The sequence below is a fragment of the Paenibacillus sp. MMS20-IR301 genome (assembly GCF_032302195.1).
Classification (GTDB): Bacteria; Bacillota; Bacilli; order Paenibacillales; family Paenibacillaceae; genus Paenibacillus_AQ.
The window spans coordinates 7417538-7436988 of sequence record NZ_CP135275.1; the positions used below are offsets into that span (position 1 = coordinate 7417538).

Genomic DNA, 19451 nt, shown 5'->3' on the forward strand with positions numbered 1-19451 from the left:
ATCTATTTGCACTGCTGGTTCACCTTTGGCATGTACTTGCTCTAAAAGCAGTAGCCAAAGGTGAACCATTTCCTTTCCACGTTGTTCCTTCCCGGCACATTACCGTGCGCAAAACTAGGCTTACTCTTACCTGCTTACAGCCTGCCGCAGCTTATATCGCCAGAATCTCGCGGATATCCTGCTCGCTCAGGCTGGACAAAGCTTCTTGCCCCGGCTGAACTACTTCATCAATCAGGTTCTTTTTCTTCTGCTGCAGCTCGTACATCTTGTCTTCCACCGTTCCCTGCGCCACGAGACGGATTACCTGTACAACCTGCTTCTGCCCGATCCGGTGGGCACGGTCTGCCGCCTGCTGCTCGACAGCGGGGTTCCACCACAGGTCATAGAGAATGACCGTATCGGCACCGGTCAGATTGAGGCCGGTGCCGCCTGCTTTGAGCGAGATCAGGAACAGGTCGCGTTCACCTTCATTGAAGCGGCTGCAAAGCTCGACACGCTGGGCGGCAGGCGTCTGCCCGTCCAGGTAGAAGTGCGGAATGCCGAGCAGGGCCAGCTCGCGCCCGATCATCCCGAGCATCTGCGTGAACTGCGAGAAGACCAGCATCCGCTTGCCGGAGCTGCGGCATTCCTCAATAATCTCCAGCAGCTGCTCGAATTTGCCGGAGCCGCCGGAATACCCGTCTACGAACAGAGCAGGATGACAGCATAGCTGGCGCAGCCGGGTAAGCCCGGCGAGGACCTTGATCCGGCCGTGGCCGAAGCTGTCATTGTCCAAATGCTTGAGCGCTTCCTTGCGCAGTCTGGCCAGATAAGCAACGTAGAGTTTCTTCTGCTCAGGCAGCAGCTCCGAGGCCTGCAGCGTTTCGATTTTGTCCGGCAGCTCCTTCAGCACATCGCTCTTCAGGCGCCGCAGGAGGAAAGGACGGGCGCGCCTGGCAACCGCCTCCCGCTGCAGGTCGTGAAAAGCCTTCTTACCGGGGAACAGTCCCGGGAACACTACACCGAAGATTGACCACAGGTCCTCCAGCGCATTCTCGACCGGTGTTCCGGTCAAGGCGAAGCGGTAACGGGCCTGAAGAAGCTTAGCCGCCTGGGCAGTCTGTGTGGCCGCATTCTTGATCATTTGCGCCTCATCCAGAATAAGCGTATGGAAGGAGCGCTTGGCGTAATCCTCTGCATCTCTGCGCAGCAGCGGATACGAAGTGATGATCACGTCATTCCCGGCCGGATTCCGCAGAATGCGGCTGCGTTCATTAGCGTTGCCGTCAGCAATAACCGCTTGGATCTCCGGGGCGAAACGCTTCAGCTCATTGTGCCAGTTGTAGAGCAGCGATGCCGGAGCCACAATCAGCGCGGGGATGCCGCTGAGCCGGATGTCAGCAAGCTCCGACAGCAGGAACGCGATGCTTTGCAGTGTTTTGCCGAGGCCCATATCATCGGCCAGAATTCCGCCGAACCGGTAATGGGCCAGCGTCTTCATCCACTGGAAGCCGTATTGCTGATAGTCCCGCAGTACGGGAACGAGACTCTCCGGTACAGGGAAGTCCAGATTCTCGGGACTCGACATATTGGAGAGGAGCCGCCGGAAGGACCGGCCGAGCCGGATGGCATCGCCTTTGCCGGCATCACCCTGCAGCTGAAGGCCCCGGACCAAGGGCAGGGAGAATTCTGAGCCATGTATATCCACGGCATGGACACCAAGCTCATTCATCAGGGCGATGATTTCCTGAAATTCCGCTGTCTCAAGCGGCAGCAGCGCACCATCCGGCAGCCGGTAATATCTCCGCTTTTCCTGCAGCGACTTCAGCACCAGGACAATCTCCTTCTCCGGGATGCCGTCCATGGCAAATTTGAAATCGAGCCAGTCGGTCTTCTCATTCCAGCTCAGGTTGACCTTGGGCATAACCTGCCCGGTGAGCACCCTCTCCTTGACGGCAGTGGTGGCATAGACCTGCAGCAGCGGCTCCAGCAGCGGAATGGTATGATGGAGGAAATCGAATTCCCCCTCCTCATCCTGCATAATATAGCCGCTTTCTGTCCGCGCGAAGGATTCATGCGCCATCAGGTCCAGAATCCGCCGCTCAGCCTCTCCGTCACGCATCAGAATAACCTCGCTGCCCCGCGCATGTGCCTTCTCATCGAGCGGGTTAATAACAATCCCGCCATACTGGAATTCCAGTCCGGCCAGCAGCCGGTCCCGTACCCGGTCGAGGTACAGTCTTGCGTGAAGCTGTGCCTGCACGATCCGGTCCGCAATCGAATCGGCAATGAATACCTGGCCTAATTTTTTGAGACCGGGAACTACCCCCTCAAGGAACGGCTCCATCTGCTCCGGGGCAATAGATATTCCGTCTTGCTGTGAGCCGCTTAGCATTCGTCTCAAGCCGGTGAGCCGGCCGCATTCCTGCACCGGAAGCTTCAGCAGGCGGCCTTCGGACAAGACCAGCCCATAGTCTTCCAGGATGGTAAGCTGCCCGAGCCCCTGGACATCCAGGCGGTAACCTTCCCCTTGTGCCTGATCGAACCGGAAGCTCAGCGGAAGGGCTTCATCGCTGAGGATCAACTGGTCATGGAGCACCGTTCCTTGCTGTAACCGGACAGCAGGCGCTGCGGTGAGGGCGGGCAGGAGGCTCTCCCAGAAGAAGGGGGGAACCGGCAGCAGCCGTTCATTCCCCGCATTACCCGCACGCGGGGCGGAGGGAGTGCTGCTGCGGACCATTTGTTCATTCAGCATCACTTCAATCAGCTTCAGCACTACGTCATTATCTTCCTTGGTGAAGCTGTGCAGCGCAGGGTCATAGCGGAAATGCCTGGAGAATTCATACGGCTCCCCGCGGTGAACATGATCGAGAAATACTCTGATTCCGGATACGTTATAGAGACGGGTCTGGCCTACTCTGAGTTCAATACCAAGCAGCATGCTGCTGCCCCAGGACAAGGGCTTGCAGATGAACTCGGCCTGCAGCGGTGTCCGTACATCGCTGTAAATGCCGGCCCCGCTTGGACGCTGCCGCGCCCCGGTGAACATCCCGAGTATGCTGCTCACCAGCTGCCGGTCACTGCTGCCTTCTGTACGCCCGTCTCCGGCAGCTCCGGAACTGCGGGCGGACAGGATGCCGGTCTCTCCGGTGAAATCCTGCTGCTGCCGGCCTTCTGCATCCGCAAGCTGTTCAATTTCCCCGTGATTGCCAAGATAGAGGACAGCCACCAGGGCGGCCGCAATATGCTTGCAGAAGGGTCCGCCATGGTAATATGCCGGGCAGCTGCACTCCCCGTTCACATCCCCGTCATTATCTATAATCAGCGCTACCTCATGGCTCTCCAGCCCATGAACCATAGCGCGGTATTTGGAATATTCCCCGTCACCGCCATGCTCGGTATAGATAAGGTTAACTCTCTGTGCCTGATAATAGGCCAACCCCTGATCCCAGCCAGCTCTTCCGCACAGCAGCTTAATCACCCGTTCCGGTACATGTAAACCCAACGCGTATCACTTCCTTTTGTACCATAATAACAGAACAGGCGTACGCCTTCAAAAAAGAAAAACCCGGAGAAGCAGCATGATATGCCGCCTTCCCCGGGCTAAATGGTCCTGCCAACTATTCCGCTTTGCCGATACCATGCATAATGAAGCTCACCGTCTGCCTGATCTCTTCTTCGTCATTCCAGTCATGATCCGGCATCAGCAGCAGGCGGGCCAGCAGGAAGCCGACCACGGATGAGATAGTGAACCGGATGACCGCCGGGGTAGGCGCTTGAATGAGTTCCCCCTGCTCCTTGAAATGCTCAACAATGGCATTGACCCGTTCCAGCACATGGCTGAGGATATTCTCCATAATCTGCTCTCTGAGCGCAGGCTGGAAGGGGATCTCCTGGATAAGAATTCTGATGATCTTGAGATTCTTGCGGGCGAATTCAAGCCGGTTGGCTGTGAAGGCCTGCAGGAAGGCTTCAAAGCTCTCGAAGGGAACATCCAGTACGCCGCCGAAATTACGAATGACGAACGGAGCGAGCATCCGGCTCATTATAGGGACAACGATGGCCAGCAGCAGATCCTTTTTGGTTTTGTAGTACCGGAAAATCGTCCCCTCGGCAACTCCTGCCTTCTGGGCGATTTCGCTGGTGGCTGCTGCCGAGAACCCTTTCTCGGAGAAAATATCAATAGCCGCCTGCAGAATGGATATCTGCTTCTGAGTCATTTTGTCCCGCTCGCTGAGGGCCAGCAGCTCTTGAACCCACTGCTCCAGCTCCGGCTGCTCCAGCTTCCGGCCTTCTTGGCCTTGCTGCCCCGCAGCATTGTCTTTCTGCATGTATAGACCTCCAAATCTCTCGCTTTATATCCAAGTGTACCATAGCCCGCATGGCGGTTTCACGGTCTACATCTTCCGGTGCTTGCGCAAAGCGAGTACGTTCAGCAGCATGAAGAGCAGCGAGAAGCCGATCAGCATGAATACATCCAGGGCGATATCGCTCCAGCCCTTGCCGCGGATCATAATATCCATCAGCGCCTGGGCGCCGTAATAGATCGGCGTTGCCAGACCTACACGCTGCAGCCAGAGAGGGAGCGTATCCAGCGGAAACAGTCCGCTCAGGAAGATCTGCGGCACAATGACAAGCGGGATGAACTGGATCATCTGCAGCTCATTAGCGGCAAATGCGGATAATAGCGTGCCGAGCGTCAGCGCCGACATCGACAATAACAAGGTCATCAGCAGAACATAGCCGAAGCTGCCGGCCATCATTATACCGAGCACCTGAATCGAGAACCAGGAGATCAGGAGCGCCTGGAAGACGGTGAAGATCCCGAAGCCGCAGACATAACCAAGGACAATTTCCCAGCGTTTCAGCGGAGTCGACAGCAGGCGCTCCAGCGTGCCTGTAGTCCGCTCGCGCAGGAAGGAGACGCCGGCGATCAGGAAGACGAAGAAGAAAACGAAGACCCCGATCATAATCGGGCCGAAGCGGTCGATTGTCTTCATATCTTCCGCACCGTACAGATAGCTGATCTGCGGCTGGACTTGCCCGCCAGCGGCGGATGCAGGCTGCAGACTCTGTACCGCTTCCTGCAGCGCCATCATGACCGCGCGGTTAGCGGACGGGTTGCTGCCTTCCAGAACAACCTGGGGAGAGGTTCCTTGTAAAGTAATGTATGCATCAATATCTCCTGACCTCAGGGCAACATCGCCTGCTTCATCAGTAGCGTATTCCGTAATGTCAGCCTTCTGGGCTTCGAATGCGGTGCTTAATATGGTAGCGCCGGCGGATACTCCGATCTTAGGCTCATAGGCATCGCCGTTGAATACCAGACTCATCAGGCTGAGGACGAGCAGCGGGGCGATGAACATCAGCGCCATTGTTCTTTTATCATGAATGAATTGCTGCAGAATTCTTAGGGTAATTGCCCGGATTCTCATTTGCGCACACCTCCATAGTAGAGGAAGGCTTCCTCAAGCGCAGCTGAACCGGTAGCTTGGAGCAGTCCGGCGGGAGTGTCCACGGCCAGCAGCACGCCATCCCTGATCATTGCGAGCCGGTCACATTTCTCGGCCTCATCCATTACATGGGTGGTCAGGACAATCGTTGTTCCATTGCTGTTGAGCGCCTTGAGCTCCTTCCAGATGGACTGGCGCAGCACAGGGTCGATACCGACGGTAGGTTCATCCAGAATCAGCAGCGGCGGCTCATGCAGCAGGGCGATTGCCAGCGACAACCGCCGTTTCATGCCTCCGGAATACTGATCCACCCGTTTGCGCAGATGCTCCTGAAGATTGACGAGCTCCATCACATCCCTGATCCGGCGTGTGCGGTTGCCGCCTTTCAGGCCGTACAGGGAAGCGAAGAACTCCAGATTCTCCTTGGCGCTGAGCTCCGTATACAGGGCATCCGACTGGGCCATATAACCGATTTGCTGCAGCATGGCCAGCTTTGGCATGCGTACACCCAGTACGTTAACCTCGCCTGAGGTCACTTCATCGATGCCGGTAAGCAGCTTGACGAGGGTTGTTTTCCCGGAGCCGGAAGGGCCGAGAATCCCGAAGGTTTCCGCCTGGGCCACCTGAAGTGTAATATCCTTCAGTACAGTCTTACTCCCGAAAGCACGGTCCACATGATTGACCTCAATAACTGAACGGTTCTCTTTCATCTGTATCTCCCCAATTCTTGTCATCACTTAATGAGTGAGCACTCACTCATTATAATATGCCTTCCCCGGTTAAATGTAAATCTCTTTCTTGCAGCGGGATAGACCTGTTTAAATTTTATGGAATATCCGTTTCCATATGAGGGATATCCGTTTAATAAATAGTATAATCCAGCGGATTGCCGGTAAGCCGGACCCGCAATACCAAAGGCGGTGGGCAGATGACAGGATTTAAGCTGTTCCTTGCAGCGGGAGTCCTTCTGGCAGCGGCAGGACTCAGCGGCTGCAGCAGTAGCGGCGGGGAAGATAACGGCGGATATTTTCATACACTCGCGGAAGAGGATACGCAGACGCAGCAGTATTTTCCTGGCGACCTGCCGATTCCGCAAGGTGCGGGCATTACTTTTACCAAAGGTGAAGTAGCCGAAGGCAAGAAATCCTCCATGCTGATCTATGAGACCGAAGCCAGCATGGCTGCTCTTGGAACTACATATCAGAAGTATGTAAGAGAGAAGAAGCTGGAGCTTGAAACTGAAATTGTGGACAACCAAAACATCCTGATTAACGGTAAAGTGAGCGGCTCCTACTCGTATTCTATTATTGGCAGCAGCTCGGAATCAAAGCCCGGTGCCAGTGAGATTATTGTGACGTGGATAGTGAATTAACATAGATTTTACAAAAGGCCGGCCCCGGTTGAATTCCAGGGCCGGCCTTTCTAGGTTCACCCCTAATTGCTTTTCATTCTTAGATAGATTGAGCGTAAATACTTGAGTGGAAGAAAAGGAGCGGCGGAGGGGAATTTTGGAACTGGAGGAGCGGTAGCGTCCGCCTTTATCTGAAGATTTCTACCGCTAACAGCGGTATTCATCAGGAAATCTGCAGATAACAGCGGCTGGAAGTCCAAATATTCACCGGAGTGGCGACTGGTTTTATTCTCCCAAAGTTTTAAGTTCAATCTATTGTAGAGAGCAAAATGTATTTACTTTTACAATTAATATTTCCATAACATTCCTCTGCAACAGAATTCACATTCGTAGACGAAAATAACATTAGCAGTTACCTATAGGAAAAGGGTGAATCTAATTGACAAACAGTAAATGGATCGGCGCAGCTTTGGCTTCAGCACTTCTCGTAACAGGGGGAGCAGTAGGTGTTCTGGCTCCAAGCAGCAATGTCAGCGCCGCCGCCGTCAAGACAACCGCAGTGCAGGAGGGAAGCACTACTTGGAGCATTAACGGTACTCCAGTTGCACTCAGCACAATCAACAGCGGTGGTTACAAACTCTATTCGCTAAGCCAGGTTGCCGGAGAGCTTGGAGCAGGTCTAGTGCTCGGCAGCAACGGATTCCAATTAAATGACAGCAAAGGTCTACATACTGTACAAATTCAAGCAGGTGTAAAGAGCTATCAGGTTGATGGTGAAGCACAGCAGTTCACAGTAGCACCGGTAGTTCATAACAACAAAACCTATGTGGAATTGACCAAGCTGGTTACAGCACTTGGCGGTGAGCTTGAGGCTGATACAAGCAGCATCCTGAGCTTCGCTCGCCCAGTAGGCCAATTCGATACACTTCACTGGAGTGCGGACGGAAGCCTGATCGCTAACCAAAGCGACGCCGAATCCACACTGCTCTATAAATTCAGCCAGACCCCTGGCAACTTCGATCTGTTCTCTTCCAATAGCAGTGCAGTAGATTATGCGGTATCCGCAGATCATGAGTGGGGCGCGTTCAGCGATGAGACAGGCCTTCTGCAATTGATTAACCTGTCCTCCGGCGTAGTTACTCCTCTCGGCAAAGATACCAGCGTTAAGACTGATATCGTATGGTCGAATGACGGCAAGACAATCTATTTCGTTCAAGGTGACAAACAAGAGAAGCTGGCGCAGATCTCTGTAGAGACTGGCGCAGTTAAAGCAGTTCTTGAAGACAAGGTAGAGAACAAATCCGAACTGCGTGTATCCGCAGACGGCAAAACTGCAGTGTACATTGTCAATATCACAGGTACTGCGAAGAACGATGCAGACAGCACTGAAGATTCCCTCACAGTAGACTACAGTAAAGCCGGAGAACAGCTGTTCAAGCTGGATCTTGGAACTAAGGATGCTAAGCCTGTAGCGCTGACTACTGCTCTTGACAACAAGCTGTATCCGGAAATTCTTTCTAACGGAACTGTAGCTTACCTGAGCGCTGATCCGGAAGGCAAAACAGCCAACACACTCAAAATCATTGCGGCTGACGGCACTAGTACAGCAGTTACTTTGAGTGCAGAAGCTACCTGGTCTACTGGCGTAAACGGAGGTCTGGTTGTATCTGGTCTGACGGCAGACGGCAGCACAGTAATCTACTCTGTTGCTAACGGCGCTGCTCCGGTTGAACTTTACCGCACAGCAGAAGATGTATCTGAAGTATCCGTATCGAAGGACGGCAGCAGGCTGGCTGTAGTAAGCGACGGCAAAGTCCTGTTGATTCAAAGCGGCAAGGCTGTACAACTGACTAACTAAGACCAGCTTCGTAAGTATAACAACATTTATCGGCGATACCGCCGGGAGGAGAATTATTACATGAAGATTTTCAAAAAATTAACAGTTACAGCGCTGACTGCAGTTCTTGCAGTTACCGCATCATTTGCAGGGATTGCCGCTGCTGCGGACAATCTTTCCGGTAAAATCACCGTTAACGGCTCTACTGCACTGCTTCCATTGACTTTGCAGGCTGCTAAAGAGTTCCAGAAGCTGCACCCTAAAGTGAAGATTGCGGCTTCAGGTAAAGGTTCCGTTACCGGACCACAGGCCGTGAAGAAGGGTATCGCTGATATCGGAGCTTGTGACTGGGATGCAAGTGTTGATGTTCCAGGCTTCAAGGCCTTCGACGGACAGGTAGCAAACAAGGTAGCTGTCATTCCTTTCGCAACCATCGTGAACAAGAATGTCGGTGTAGACAACCTGACCACTGAACAGCTTAAAGGCATCTACTCCGGTAAAATCACGAACTGGAAGGAAGTAGGCGGTTCGGATGCGGATATCGTAGTTATCACCCGTGCTTTCGGTTCCGGTACCCGTGTTAACTACCAGGCTAAAGCCCTTGCCGGCGGAGATATCGTTAAGAAAGAAAAGAACTATAAAGAAACAGGTTCCAGCGGTGACATGAAAACAGCCGTAGGTACTACACCTAACGCTATTGGCTACATTGACCTTGTCTATGTAACAGGCAGCGACATCAAAGCCGTGAAATTCAACGGGATTGCTGCTACTACTGACAATGTTATCAACGGATCTTACAAGATCTGGGCTTACGGTTACTACATGACTAAAGGCCAGCCAACCGGCGCAACTAAAGAATTCATCGAATATGTACAGAGCAAGAAGTTCCAACAGGGTTCTTTGAAGAAGCTTAAATTCATCCCGATCTCTGCAATGCAGTCCTAAGTTTATTCATAACGCAAGCTATATATTGAGAGGTAACAGCGGCCAGCTCCGGAGAACAATGCGGAGTTGGCCTCTTACAGGAGGGAAAGTATGGGGGCACCGGTTCACGGCCTGACATCGCGAGAGCAGAATAGCCTTGAGAAAGTTCAAGTGGATAGCAAACGGCACCAGCGGCATTTACTCGGCAATACAATATCCCGTTATTATTTCTTATTCAGTATCCTGGCACTATGTCTGGTGCTCGGTCTAGTTATCGTATTCATCGGCAAGACGGCGCTGTTATTGTTCGCCAATATTTCACCGCTCGATTTCTTCTTCTCTTTCAACTGGACACCGGAAGAGGACTTCTTCGGCGCCGCTGCCTTTATCCTAAATACATTGTCTCTCACAGCGCTGACACTGGTGATTGCGGTGCCGATCTCGGTAGGGATGGCAGTGCTCTGTGCGGAGATTGCTCCGAAATGGATGAAGAGCTTTATCCGCCCGGTGCTCGATCTGCTGGTCGGTATTCCTTCTATTGTATACGGCTATCTGGGCCTGACCGTTCTGCTTCCCTTCCTGCGCAGAGTCAGCGGTGAAGGTCTTGGAGACGGGCTGCTAGCTGCAGCGCTGGTCCTGGCACTGATGGTGCTGCCGACGATCTGCCGGATCAGCGATGATGCCATTGTCTCGGTTCCGCGGAAGTACCGTGATGCCGCCTATGCGCTTGGCTCAACCCGTATTCAAGTCATCATGCGTATTGTGCTGCCTGCGGCCAGCCGGGGTATTATCTCGGCAGTGATTCTTGGCATGACGCGGGCCATCGGTGAGACTATGGCGGTGGTTATGGTCATCGGAAATACACCGCAACTGGCGAAAAGCCTCTTCTCGCCAACCTCCGTGCTGACCAGTAATATCGTTATGCAGATCTCGAACGTAGAGTTTGATTCCACCTGGAACTACGCACTGCATATGATGGCATTCCTGCTGCTGCTGATCTCTTTCGTACTTATTCTAATTATCCGCCTCCTGGGCCGTAAACGGAGGGACGCCTAAATGAACGGATTCGCTCGTACACCACATTCCGCCCGGGCACAACGCCGCAATAAATTAGCAACCATCGGTTTCTATACACTGGGCGTTCTGGTGCTGCTGCTGATATTCTGGCTGCTGTTCACCATACTGGGCAAGGGGCTGCCCGCCTTGCGCCCCGACTTCCTGATCAAACAGCCGGAAGAGATTGATGCCGGCGGCGGGATCGGTCCTGTCCTGTTCAACTCCTTCTATATTCTGATTATCTCGCTGCTGATCTCCGTTCCGATCGGGATCGGTGCAGGGATCTATATGGCAGAGTATGCACCGGATAATGCCTTCACAGCCGGACTGCGTATCTGCGTGGAATCCCTGGCTTCGGTCCCGTCTATCGTGTTCGGTCTCCTCGGGCTGGCCATCTTCGCCGAGTATTTCGGCATCGGCCTGACGATCATCGGCGGGGGCGTCAGCCTGGCACTGCTGAATCTGCCGACACTGGCCCGCGTCACGGAAGAATCCATCCGTGCGGTTCCGGGGGATATCCGTGAAGCCGGCTATGCACTCGGGATGACGAAGTTCCATGTCATCCGCAAGGTTGTGCTGCCGGTTGCCCTTCCGGCAATCGTTACCGGCGTCTGCCTTGTGGCCGGACGCGCCTTTGGCGAATCGGCGGTCATTATCCTGACCGCCGGCCTCAGCACCTCCGGTGAGATGTGGGATTTCAATCTGTTCTCACCGGGTGAGACGCTGGCAGTCCATCTCTGGTATGTGCAGTCTGAAGCGATTGTTGAGGATGCACGCCAGATTGCCGACAAATCTGCTGCGGTGCTTGTATTTATCGTGCTGCTGATCAACTTCTCGTTCCGCTTCCCGCTGTGGCTGGGCAACCGCCGTAAGGGACGCTGAGGCTTGAACTGTAATTGACTGGTTTGAATAGAAACAGGCTGCTCTGCTGTGGATGAATCACAGCAGAGCAGCCTGTTTCTGCATTGCTTAAAGCAGTTAATAATACTAAACTGAAGACAGAGCTTGGAACAGGAGGTGTGCCATTATGCCTGACCGTATGTCTGAACAGGAATTGAATAAGCTGATTAATATGCTGGAGCTGTCCCAGGATCATAGTGATCTTGAACTGGACTTTTCGTTTATGGTTCCCGAAGAAGAGGGCAATGACAATGGCGGACGGCTGCTTGTCCGGGCCGACAAGATTTTCATACAGGACCCGCTTCCGGGCGGGCCGCCGGCAATGGTTAAGGCCGTTCCTCCGGTTGTCCTGCATATCAATGGTGAGCCTGTCACCGGGCTGGTAGAGGTCACCACCGCAGACAGTATAGAATGGGAGATTGCCGAGCCCCCGCTCTATTCGGTGACGATGTCGGAGGACCGCCTGCGGGCTTTTTTTACCTTGCATTCTACAAAGAAGTTCGCCTGGAAGCTGAATGATCAGCTGTCTGCCGGGATGGTGGAAGTAGATGCTGTAATGGATTCCGAGAGCATCACCTCGGTGCTGGGCCTCAATCAGATCCTCACCGATTTCGAGCGCCGCGGAATTATCCAGAATCTGAATATTTCCGGCATCCACAGCGAACTGCAGAATCCCACCTACCAGCCGATTACTGCGGCCAAAGGCAGGGCGGCTGTGCCAGGTGAGAATGCCCATCTGGAGCTGCTGTTCTCCGAAGTAATTGAGAATCAATTCAATGAAACTGAGGGCCAGGTGGATTACCGCAATCATCTACGCATTCCTTCGGTCATCCGGGGTGAAGTGCTGGCCCGTAAAATTCCGGTGGTTGAGGGGATTCCCGGCTATGATGTATTCGGAGAGATTATCTACCCTCCGCCGCCGGCGGATATAACCATCCTCGGCAGGAACAACACCGTGCTGCTGGCAGGCAATGAGATCCGCGCCCTGCGCGAGGGCCGGCCCCGGGTTACGGGTGACCGGATCAAATATTTTGACATCTGTACCTCCTACATGGTCCCGGGTAATGTGAATATAAGATCCGGCAATATTGTATTCTCCGGCGATGTTATTATCCGCGGCGATGTGGAAGATAACATGATCATTGAGTCGCTGGGCAATGTGTACGTTGCCGGCAGTGTGTATAACTCAACAATCACAGCCACCGGCAGCATTCTGGTCAAAGGCAATGTGGTGAACAGCAAGCTGTATTCCGGCTACTTCGGCGTCATGTACAACCGGATCTATAACTGCTCCAAGCTGCTGATTGAAGAGACACGGCTCCTCCAGAAAGCGGTGCGGATGCTGGTACAGGCCGTTCATGGCCGGAAGCAGAGCGTCAAATATGGACAGGCTGTCCTGCTGCTGCTGGAGAGCAAATTCCAGAAGATTCCCCAGCTGATTAAGGAGCTGCTGTCCGTGCTGGCCACGGTTCAGGCCTCCTACCATCAGGATCTGGAGCAGACGCTGCATTTCCTCGGGATGTTCCTGAAGCCGGCACAGCTGGTGGATTATATGAATGAGGCTGCACTTGGCGGAGTGATCGGCATGCTGGAGGAGCTGCACATGGGAGTGGCCCGGATGCAGGAGACGAAGGTCGAGGTTAACATCGGCCAATGCCAGAACAGCACACTGAAATCAAACGGCGACATTACCATACACAGGGATGGTATTGTGCAGAGTGAGCTGTTCTCCTCCGGTAACATTTCCTTTCTGAAGACGCTTTCGGTCTGCCGCGGCTCCAAGCTGGAGGCGGGAGGCAGCATAACAGCTTCCTATGTCGGCGGGGAGAGCGGAGCCCAGTCCTACCTGAAAGCCAGACACAGCATCTCCGTCCGCAAAATGTATCAGGGCAGAGTCACCGTTGACCGCTATGCCGCTGATATCACTGAACCGATGGAGAACCGTGTATTCGATGCTGAGGCTGTACGGATGATTAAGCTGGCGGCAGAGACAAAGTAAAGATGGAGTGCCTGGCTGGAGTATACGACAAGGGAGCCGAGGCCCCGGCTGTATGAATAGGGTGGAGATACGATCCACTCCTAAACTGGCTGAAGAATCGGGCTTGGGAAACGCATCTTATCTGGAACGGTTGCTGCAAGGAAACAAAGAATATTATAAAAAGGAGCATAAGAATGTTTAATGCTGAACAAGTGAAAAAATTTATCCTCCATCCCGAGTCTGTTGTGAGCAACTTCGCACTGCGTTTTTTTGCCGAGAGCTTTTTATATGAGAATGATACTACCTTGATGCCGCTTGTGATAGACAAACTGAAGCAAACTAAGAATACGGGAACTATTCATCTGCCCTATGCCTACAACTTCCCGCAGACTGAAGAGACCATCCGCGAGCTGCTGGATTTACGCAAGTCGCCGTCTAACAGTAAGAATACGAATATGCTTATACAGAACATCTTATATCATTGTGAGCCTCAGTTGCTGATCCCCTTCAAGGAGACAATCGAACAAGACCCGGTCTGGAAAAAACGGGTTGAGCAAAAGAATAATCTAGCAAAAATGAACGATCAGGAACTGCTGGATGTCTTCAGAGTATTTATTGAGCAAAGCACCGGGAAATATTGGGGAGAATTTGATGCGGAGTACGGAGATGATATCGTAAATGAACTGGCCCGCCGGAGCTGTATGGATTCCGAAACGGTGCTGCAGAAGCTGCGCAATAGTGATCCGGGCGACTCAAGCTATGAAGTACCTTATCTTATCCAGCTTGCAGGCCTAATGAAGCTGGAGGCGGCTATTCCAGTACTGTGCGGTTTCCTGGCGGAAGAAGATGACCTGCTTCAGTCTAATGCCGAAGAGGCGCTTGTGCGAATCGGGACACCGGAGGTTATAGTGACGCTGAAGGAACAATATCCTGCTAGTGAAGATGAATTCCACCGGCAGTTTGCGGCAAGTGTATTGGGTAAAATTAAACTGCCCGCCTCCGAGGAGGCGGTGCTTGCACTGCTGCCGGAAGACCGCTATCTTACTAGTGCGACTACGCTGGCTGATTCTCTCTGCGAGTTGGGGGCAAGTAAGGCTCTTTCAGTTGTTGAGACTATGATGGAAGAAGGATACGCCAGAGAATTGCTGAATCTTACGGATTCCATATATGCATATTGCGTCATTTCAGGCAGGTCGCATCCGCTGTTATCAGACTGGAAGAAAGAGCTTGCTGTGCAAGAACGGCGGATGGTCAAGCATGAAGCTGAACTCAACAGGATGTTCAGTACTAAAACTCCCATAGGAACTCATAACCGGTTAAACGGAACGGAGAAAACTTATGTAAGCCCGGAAAAAGTAGGCCGCAACGATCCTTGTCCTTGCGGAAGCGGGAAGAAGCATAAGAAATGCTGTGGCGCTTAGCTGCTCATCTCTGGCCTGAAACGGGGGCAGGTAAATGAGCTGGATACGAACTTATTGAGGATCGCGCTGGCGGCGGACCTGCCCATGCAGACTCAGCCGGCTGGTGAGGACCCATGCGGACTTAGGAGACCTTATTTGGCGGAAAAGCCGGCTTTCGTGCCGGTTGCGGACACAGGGGCCCTTATTTTGCTCAATAGCGCTCAAAATGAGGGGAAACGGGTTACTTAACGGCTCCTGTGTCCGCAAGGACTGCGGAATGCCGGAATCCGCCCGAATAACGGCTCTCCAGTCCGCAACGCTCACCCCGCAGACGCCCAGGCTTCTCATCCTCCGGACGCAAAAACAGCCTTCCCGAAGGAAGGCTGTTTGCTTACGTCCCGGAAGGGATACAGCCCATTCGGGCTGATTGCGAAGCGGGTGCTAACGAAGCTTATGCTCCAACGAACCCGGCTGCCGCCCAGGCTTCTCATCCCCCGGACGCAAAAACAGCCTTCCCGAAGGAAGGCTGTTTGCTTACGTCCCGGAAGGGATACAGCCCATTCGGGCTGATTGCGAAGCAAGTGCTAACGAAGCTTATGCTCCAACGAACCCGGCTGCCGCCCAGGCTTCTCATCCTCCGGACGCAAAAACAGCCTTCCCGAAGGAAGGCTGTTTGCTTACGTCCCGGAAGGGATACAGCCCATTCGGGCTGATTGCGAAGCGGGTGCTAACGAAGCTTATGCTCCAACGAACCCGGCTGCCGCCCAGGCTTCTCATCCCCCGGACGCAAAAACAGCCTTCCCGAAGGAAGGCTGTTTGCTTACGTCCCGGAAGGGATACAGCCCATTCGGGCTGATTGCGAAGCGGGTGCTAACGAAGCTTATGCTCCAACGAACCCGGCTGCCGCCCAGGCTTCTCATCCCCCGGACGCAAAAACAGCCTTCCCGAAGGAGGCTGTTTGCTTACGTCCCGGAAGGGATACAGCCCATTCGGGCTGATTGCGAAGCGGGTGCTAACGAAGCTTATGCTCCAACGAACCCGGCTGCCGCCCAGGCTTCTCATCCCCCGGACGCAAAAACAGCCTTCCCGAAGGAAGGCTGTTTGCTTACGTCCCGGAAGGGATTCGAACCCCCGACCGTGCGCTTAGAAGGCGCATGCTCTATCCAGCTGAGCTACCGGGACATGACCACTAACTGAAAAGCAAGCAAAAATTATGTTATCATACATACTTAAGTTTTTCAACCTGTTTTTTTGAAACGATACAGGGATATGCTATAATCTACAATGGACTCAAGGAACGGAGAAAAAGGAGGTGCCCTCATGAATCAATTCGATTCCCCCGCCAAAGAGAATATTGTACTGTTTCCGAAGACACTGGATTATTACCAGATTCAGCTAACGGTCATGCTGGAAAGTGAACGCTACGGGGAGGCGATGGAGCTGCTGCGGTTTCTGCTGCAGTGCCAGGGTCAGGAAGAGCGGCACTATGAGGAATGGCAGTCGCTGCTGGAATGGCTGGAGGCAGCCTTCCCTTACGCCGCACAGGGCGGAGATGCAGGCCCTGCACCGGCTGCGGCGGAACAGGATCTGAAGGAAGAGGATATGGCGAGGATTCTGGCCAGGTCCAAGCTGGAGGAGGATGCCGGCTACCCCGAGAAGCTGCTGAAGCGGGTGATGGAGGAGCCGTTGTCTGAGGCGACAGTGCTCGCGCTGGAGCAGCTCTCCTACCTGGAAGGAACACAGGTGGATGAAGCCCTGACCGGCTGGCTGCAGCAGGCCGAGGTGCATCCGCTGCTGCAGTTCCGCACGCTGCAGACCCTCCGCCGCAGAGGCGTGCAGGGCGCGGTCAGGATAAGCCGCGGCCACGAGGCCGCTGAGGTGGAGATCGAGACTGTGCCGCTGCAGAACGAGGAGTTTCCGCCGCAGGTGAGCCAGGTGCTGGAGCGGGTGGCGGAGCAGGCGGAGGTGCATGAGCCGACGCTGTATTATTTTGCCCAGGAGCTGTGGGGGCAGTTTATAATGTCGATTTACGGGACCCGGGAATACCGCGAGCTGCTGGACGGCGAGTATTACCTGCTGGATATTTGGGCCGGAGCGCTGCATCAGATGGTATCGGAGAGCCTGAACGGGAACCGCAAGGAAGAGGAGACGCGGAGCATGTACGGAATCACCGACAGCATGCGCTTCCAATTCGAAGGGGCTTACCGTTCGCTAAAAGGATTTGTAAAGAGTTCTCTACTTGATAAATAGAGTAATGTTGTATATAATATAATGGTTATTCTGTGCGTGAATTGTATGTCTTTTTTCAAGTAAACATGTAACCAATTTTGGAGGGAAAAGTATATTATGAAAGCAACTTGGGAAAAAATAGAGAAGAACCTCGGAGTTCTTGAAGTCGAAGTAGGCGCAGACCGCGTAGCTGCAGCACTCGACAAAGCTTTTAATAAAGTGGTAAAGAAAGCAAACGTTCCTGGCTTCCGTAAAGGTAAAGTGCCGCGGCCGATTTTTGAATCCCGTTTCGGCGTAGAAAGCCTGTACCAGGATGCCATTGACATCCTTCTTCCTGAAGCTTACAGCGAAGCTGTTGATCAGACTGACATCTTCCCTGTAGACCGTCCTGAAGTAGACATCGAGCAATTCGCTAAAGGCCAGCCGTTCATCTTCAAAGCGAAGATCACTGTTAAGCCTGAAGTGAAGCTGGGCGAGTACAAAGGTCTGGAAGTTCCTGCACAGAAGGCAGAAGTATCTGACGAAGAGCTGGATGCTGAACTGAAACGTCTGCAAGAGCGTCATGCTGAGCTGGTTGTAGTTGAAGAAGGCGCAGCAGTTAACGGCGACATCACTGTAATCGACTTCGACGGATCCGTTGACGGCGTTCCATTTGAAGGCGGACAGGCTGAGCGTCACTCCCTGGAGCTTGGAAGCAACTCCTTCATCCCTGGCTTTGAAGAGCAGGTTGTAGGTATGGCTACCGGAGACTTCAAGGATGTTGAAGTTACTTTCCCTGAGGCTTACCACGCTGCTGAGCTTGCCGGCAAAGCTGCTGTATTCAAAGTGAAGCTGCACGAAATCAAACGCAAACAGCTTCCTGAGCTGGATGATGAGTTCGCTAAGGATGTAAGTGAATTCGACACGCTGGAAGAATACAAAGCAGACCTGAAGGCACAGCTTGAGTCCCGTAAACAGGACGAGCTGAAAGGCATCCGTGAATCTGCAGTAGTTGACGCAGCAGCAGCAAACGCTGAAGTTGAAATCCCTGCAGCTATGATCGCCAGCGAAGTGGACAACATGGTCCGCGATTTCGACACCCGTCTCCGCCAGCAGGGCATGAACATGGATATGTTCCTTAGCTTCTCCGGCCAGACCCGTGAAGACCTGCAAGAGCAAATGAAGGGCGATGCTGAGAAGCGTGTCCGCAATAACCTTGTTCTGGAATTCATCGCCAAGGAAGAGAAGATTGAAGTGTCCGACGAAGAAGTTACGCAAGAGCTGGCTACTATGGCTGAAGCTTACAAGCGTACTCCTGAAGAAATCCGCAGCATCCTGACAGCCAACGGTTCCCTGAGCAGCCTGAAGGAAGAAATCTCGCTGCGCAAGACCATCGACCTCCTCGTTAGCAATAGCGTAGAAGTTGAAGCGCCAGCAGCACCGGCAGAAGCTGCTGCTGAGGAAGCAAGCGCTGAGTAACCATGACATTAATTAACTTAGAACGGCCAGCTTTACCGGCCTCCATACAGAATAGATAAGGCACGTAAGTTTTCTTTACGTGCCTTATTTTTATCGGATCAGAGGCCGGGAATACATACCGCGAAGCAGTGGATTGGCATTGTCTCCGGATTTGCGATATAATGGCTTGCACATGAGCAGTGCGGCCAGAAGTGCACCAGTGAATAAATGACATCCCGCTTTGAACGTGTTAAAATATTTCTGAAACGGTAAGACTAATCTGTATAGAGAAAAGAGGTTGGTGGCATGAGTCTGGTACCAATGGTTGTGGAAACGACAAGCCGGGGAGAACGCTCATACGATATCTATTCCAGACTGCTGAAGGATCGCATCATTTTCCTGAGCAGTGCGATTGACGATGATGTCGCCAATCTGGTAATCGCCCAGTTGTTATTCCTGGCAGCAGATGACCCCGAAAAAGACATTCACTTGTACCTCAACTCGCCCGGTGGTTCTGTTACAGCCGGCATGGGTATATATGATACGATGCAATATATCAAACCGGATGTTTCAACGATTTGTGTAGGGATGGCGGCCAGTATGGGATCATTGCTCCTGACTGCCGGAGCCCCCGGCAAACGGTATGCGCTGACTAACAGCGAGGTTATGATTCACCAGCCGCTCGGCGGCGTTCAGGGGCAGGCATCCGACATCTGGATCCATACCGACTGGATTCTCAAGACCAAGGCGAAGCTGAATCAGATTTATGTGGAGCGCACAGGTCAGCCCCTTGACAAAATCGAACGGGATACAGACCGCGATAACTTCATGAGCGCGGAAGAAGCCAAGGAATACGGGCTCATTGACCAGGTTCTCTCTTCACCGATCATATCTTAAAGGGGTGGTA

At 53.2% G+C, this 19451-nt stretch carries 14 protein-coding genes and 1 tRNA gene; 10 read left to right on the forward strand and 5 right to left on the reverse strand.

Annotated elements, in window-relative coordinates; all coding sequences use genetic code 11:
- Positions 1-151: 151 nt before the first annotated feature.
- The 4 genes from LOS79_RS31915 to LOS79_RS31930 form a co-directional block, all read right to left on the reverse strand.
- Positions 152-3484, reverse strand: a complete 3333-nt coding sequence (locus LOS79_RS31915) for a DEAD/DEAH box helicase (RefSeq protein ID WP_315415050.1) — start codon at positions 3482-3484, stop codon at positions 152-154.
- 115 nt (positions 3485-3599) lie between these two features.
- On the reverse strand, positions 3600-4310 hold the full coding sequence (locus tag LOS79_RS31920; protein ID WP_315415051.1) for a TetR/AcrR family transcriptional regulator: 711 nt from the start codon (positions 4308-4310) through the stop codon (positions 3600-3602).
- A 66-nt stretch (positions 4311-4376) separates the two neighbouring features.
- Positions 4377-5414 (reverse strand): ABC transporter permease, encoded by a 1038-nt coding sequence (locus LOS79_RS31925; protein ID WP_315415052.1) that lies wholly within the window; start codon positions 5412-5414, stop codon positions 4377-4379.
- Positions 5411-6166, reverse strand: a complete 756-nt coding sequence (locus tag LOS79_RS31930) for an ABC transporter ATP-binding protein (protein ID WP_315422557.1) — start codon at positions 6164-6166, stop codon at positions 5411-5413. Before LOS79_RS31930 ends, LOS79_RS31925 begins: the two co-directional genes overlap by 4 nt.
- Positions 6167-6360: 194 nt before the next feature.
- Between LOS79_RS31930 and LOS79_RS31935 the strand changes: the two genes are divergently transcribed.
- The 7 genes from LOS79_RS31935 (at position 6361) to LOS79_RS31965 (ending at position 14899) form a co-directional block, all read left to right on the forward strand.
- Positions 6361-6804: a hypothetical protein gene (locus tag LOS79_RS31935; RefSeq protein ID WP_315415053.1), complete on the forward strand. Its 444-nt coding sequence runs from the start codon at positions 6361-6363 to the stop codon at positions 6802-6804.
- Positions 6805-7222: 418 nt separating this feature from the next.
- On the forward strand, positions 7223-8641 hold the full coding sequence (locus LOS79_RS31940) for a stalk domain-containing protein (protein WP_315415055.1): 1419 nt from the start codon (positions 7223-7225) through the stop codon (positions 8639-8641).
- Positions 8642-8701: 60 nt separating this feature from the next.
- Positions 8702-9565, forward strand: a complete 864-nt coding sequence (locus tag LOS79_RS31945; protein ID WP_315415056.1) for a phosphate ABC transporter substrate-binding protein — start codon at positions 8702-8704, stop codon at positions 9563-9565.
- 90 nt (positions 9566-9655) lie between these two features.
- Positions 9656-10600, forward strand: coding sequence for a phosphate ABC transporter permease subunit PstC (gene pstC, locus LOS79_RS31950; protein WP_315415057.1), 945 nt, complete (start codon positions 9656-9658; stop codon positions 10598-10600).
- On the forward strand, positions 10601-11482 hold the full coding sequence (gene pstA, locus LOS79_RS31955) for a phosphate ABC transporter permease PstA (protein WP_315415058.1): 882 nt from the start codon (positions 10601-10603) through the stop codon (positions 11480-11482).
- A gap of 145 nt (positions 11483-11627) precedes the next feature.
- Positions 11628-13499, forward strand: coding sequence for a flagellar assembly protein A (locus tag LOS79_RS31960; protein WP_315415059.1), 1872 nt, complete (start codon positions 11628-11630; stop codon positions 13497-13499).
- Positions 13500-13690: 191 nt separating this feature from the next.
- Positions 13691-14899 carry a HEAT repeat domain-containing protein gene (locus LOS79_RS31965; RefSeq protein ID WP_315415061.1) on the forward strand — a complete coding sequence of 403 codons (1209 nt, stop codon included), beginning with the start codon at positions 13691-13693 and terminating at the stop codon, positions 14897-14899.
- 1087 nt (positions 14900-15986) lie between these two features.
- Here the strand turns inward: LOS79_RS31965 and LOS79_RS31970 are convergent.
- Positions 15987-16060, reverse strand: a tRNA-Arg gene (locus LOS79_RS31970).
- Positions 16061-16198: 138 nt separating this feature from the next.
- Between LOS79_RS31970 and LOS79_RS31975 the strand changes: the two genes are divergently transcribed.
- The 3 genes from LOS79_RS31975 to clpP all read left to right on the forward strand — a co-directional run bounded on the left by LOS79_RS31975 (position 16199) and on the right by clpP (position 19441).
- Entirely contained in the window at positions 16199-17128 is a 930-nt protein-coding gene (locus LOS79_RS31975) for a hypothetical protein (RefSeq protein ID WP_315415062.1), read from the forward strand.
- A gap of 96 nt (positions 17129-17224) precedes the next feature.
- Positions 17225-18565 carry a trigger factor gene (tig, locus tag LOS79_RS31980; protein ID WP_315415063.1) on the forward strand — a complete coding sequence of 447 codons (1341 nt, stop codon included), beginning with the start codon at positions 17225-17227 and terminating at the stop codon, positions 18563-18565.
- A gap of 285 nt (positions 18566-18850) precedes the next feature.
- On the forward strand, positions 18851-19441 hold the full coding sequence (gene clpP, locus LOS79_RS31985; RefSeq protein WP_036726029.1) for an ATP-dependent Clp endopeptidase proteolytic subunit ClpP: 591 nt from the start codon (positions 18851-18853) through the stop codon (positions 19439-19441).
- The last annotated feature ends 10 nt before the right edge of the window (positions 19442-19451 follow it).

Excerpts from the sequence above, each read along its gene's own strand:
- LOS79_RS31920 (WP_315415051.1), bottom strand. The coding sequence starts at position 4,310 with ATGCAGAAAGACAATGCTGCGGGGCAGCAAGGCCAAGAAGGCCGGAAG.
- LOS79_RS31925 (WP_315415052.1), bottom strand. The coding sequence starts at position 5,414 with ATGAGAATCCGGGCAATTACCCTAAGAATTCTGCAGCAATTCATTCAT.
- LOS79_RS31930 (WP_315422557.1), bottom strand. The coding sequence starts at position 6,166 with ATGACAAGAATTGGGGAGATACAGATGAAAGAGAACCGTTCAGTTATT.
- LOS79_RS31935 (WP_315415053.1), top strand. The coding sequence starts at position 6,361 with ATGACAGGATTTAAGCTGTTCCTTGCAGCGGGAGTCCTTCTGGCAGCG.
- LOS79_RS31945 (WP_315415056.1), top strand. The coding sequence starts at position 8,702 with ATGAAGATTTTCAAAAAATTAACAGTTACAGCGCTGACTGCAGTTCTT.
- pstC (WP_315415057.1), top strand. The coding sequence starts at position 9,656 with ATGGGGGCACCGGTTCACGGCCTGACATCGCGAGAGCAGAATAGCCTT.
- pstA (WP_315415058.1), top strand. The coding sequence starts at position 10,601 with ATGAACGGATTCGCTCGTACACCACATTCCGCCCGGGCACAACGCCGC.
- LOS79_RS31960 (WP_315415059.1), top strand. The coding sequence starts at position 11,628 with ATGCCTGACCGTATGTCTGAACAGGAATTGAATAAGCTGATTAATATG.
- LOS79_RS31975 (WP_315415062.1), top strand. The coding sequence starts at position 16,199 with ATGAATCAATTCGATTCCCCCGCCAAAGAGAATATTGTACTGTTTCCG.
- tig (WP_315415063.1), top strand. The coding sequence starts at position 17,225 with ATGAAAGCAACTTGGGAAAAAATAGAGAAGAACCTCGGAGTTCTTGAA.
- clpP (WP_036726029.1), top strand. The coding sequence starts at position 18,851 with ATGAGTCTGGTACCAATGGTTGTGGAAACGACAAGCCGGGGAGAACGC.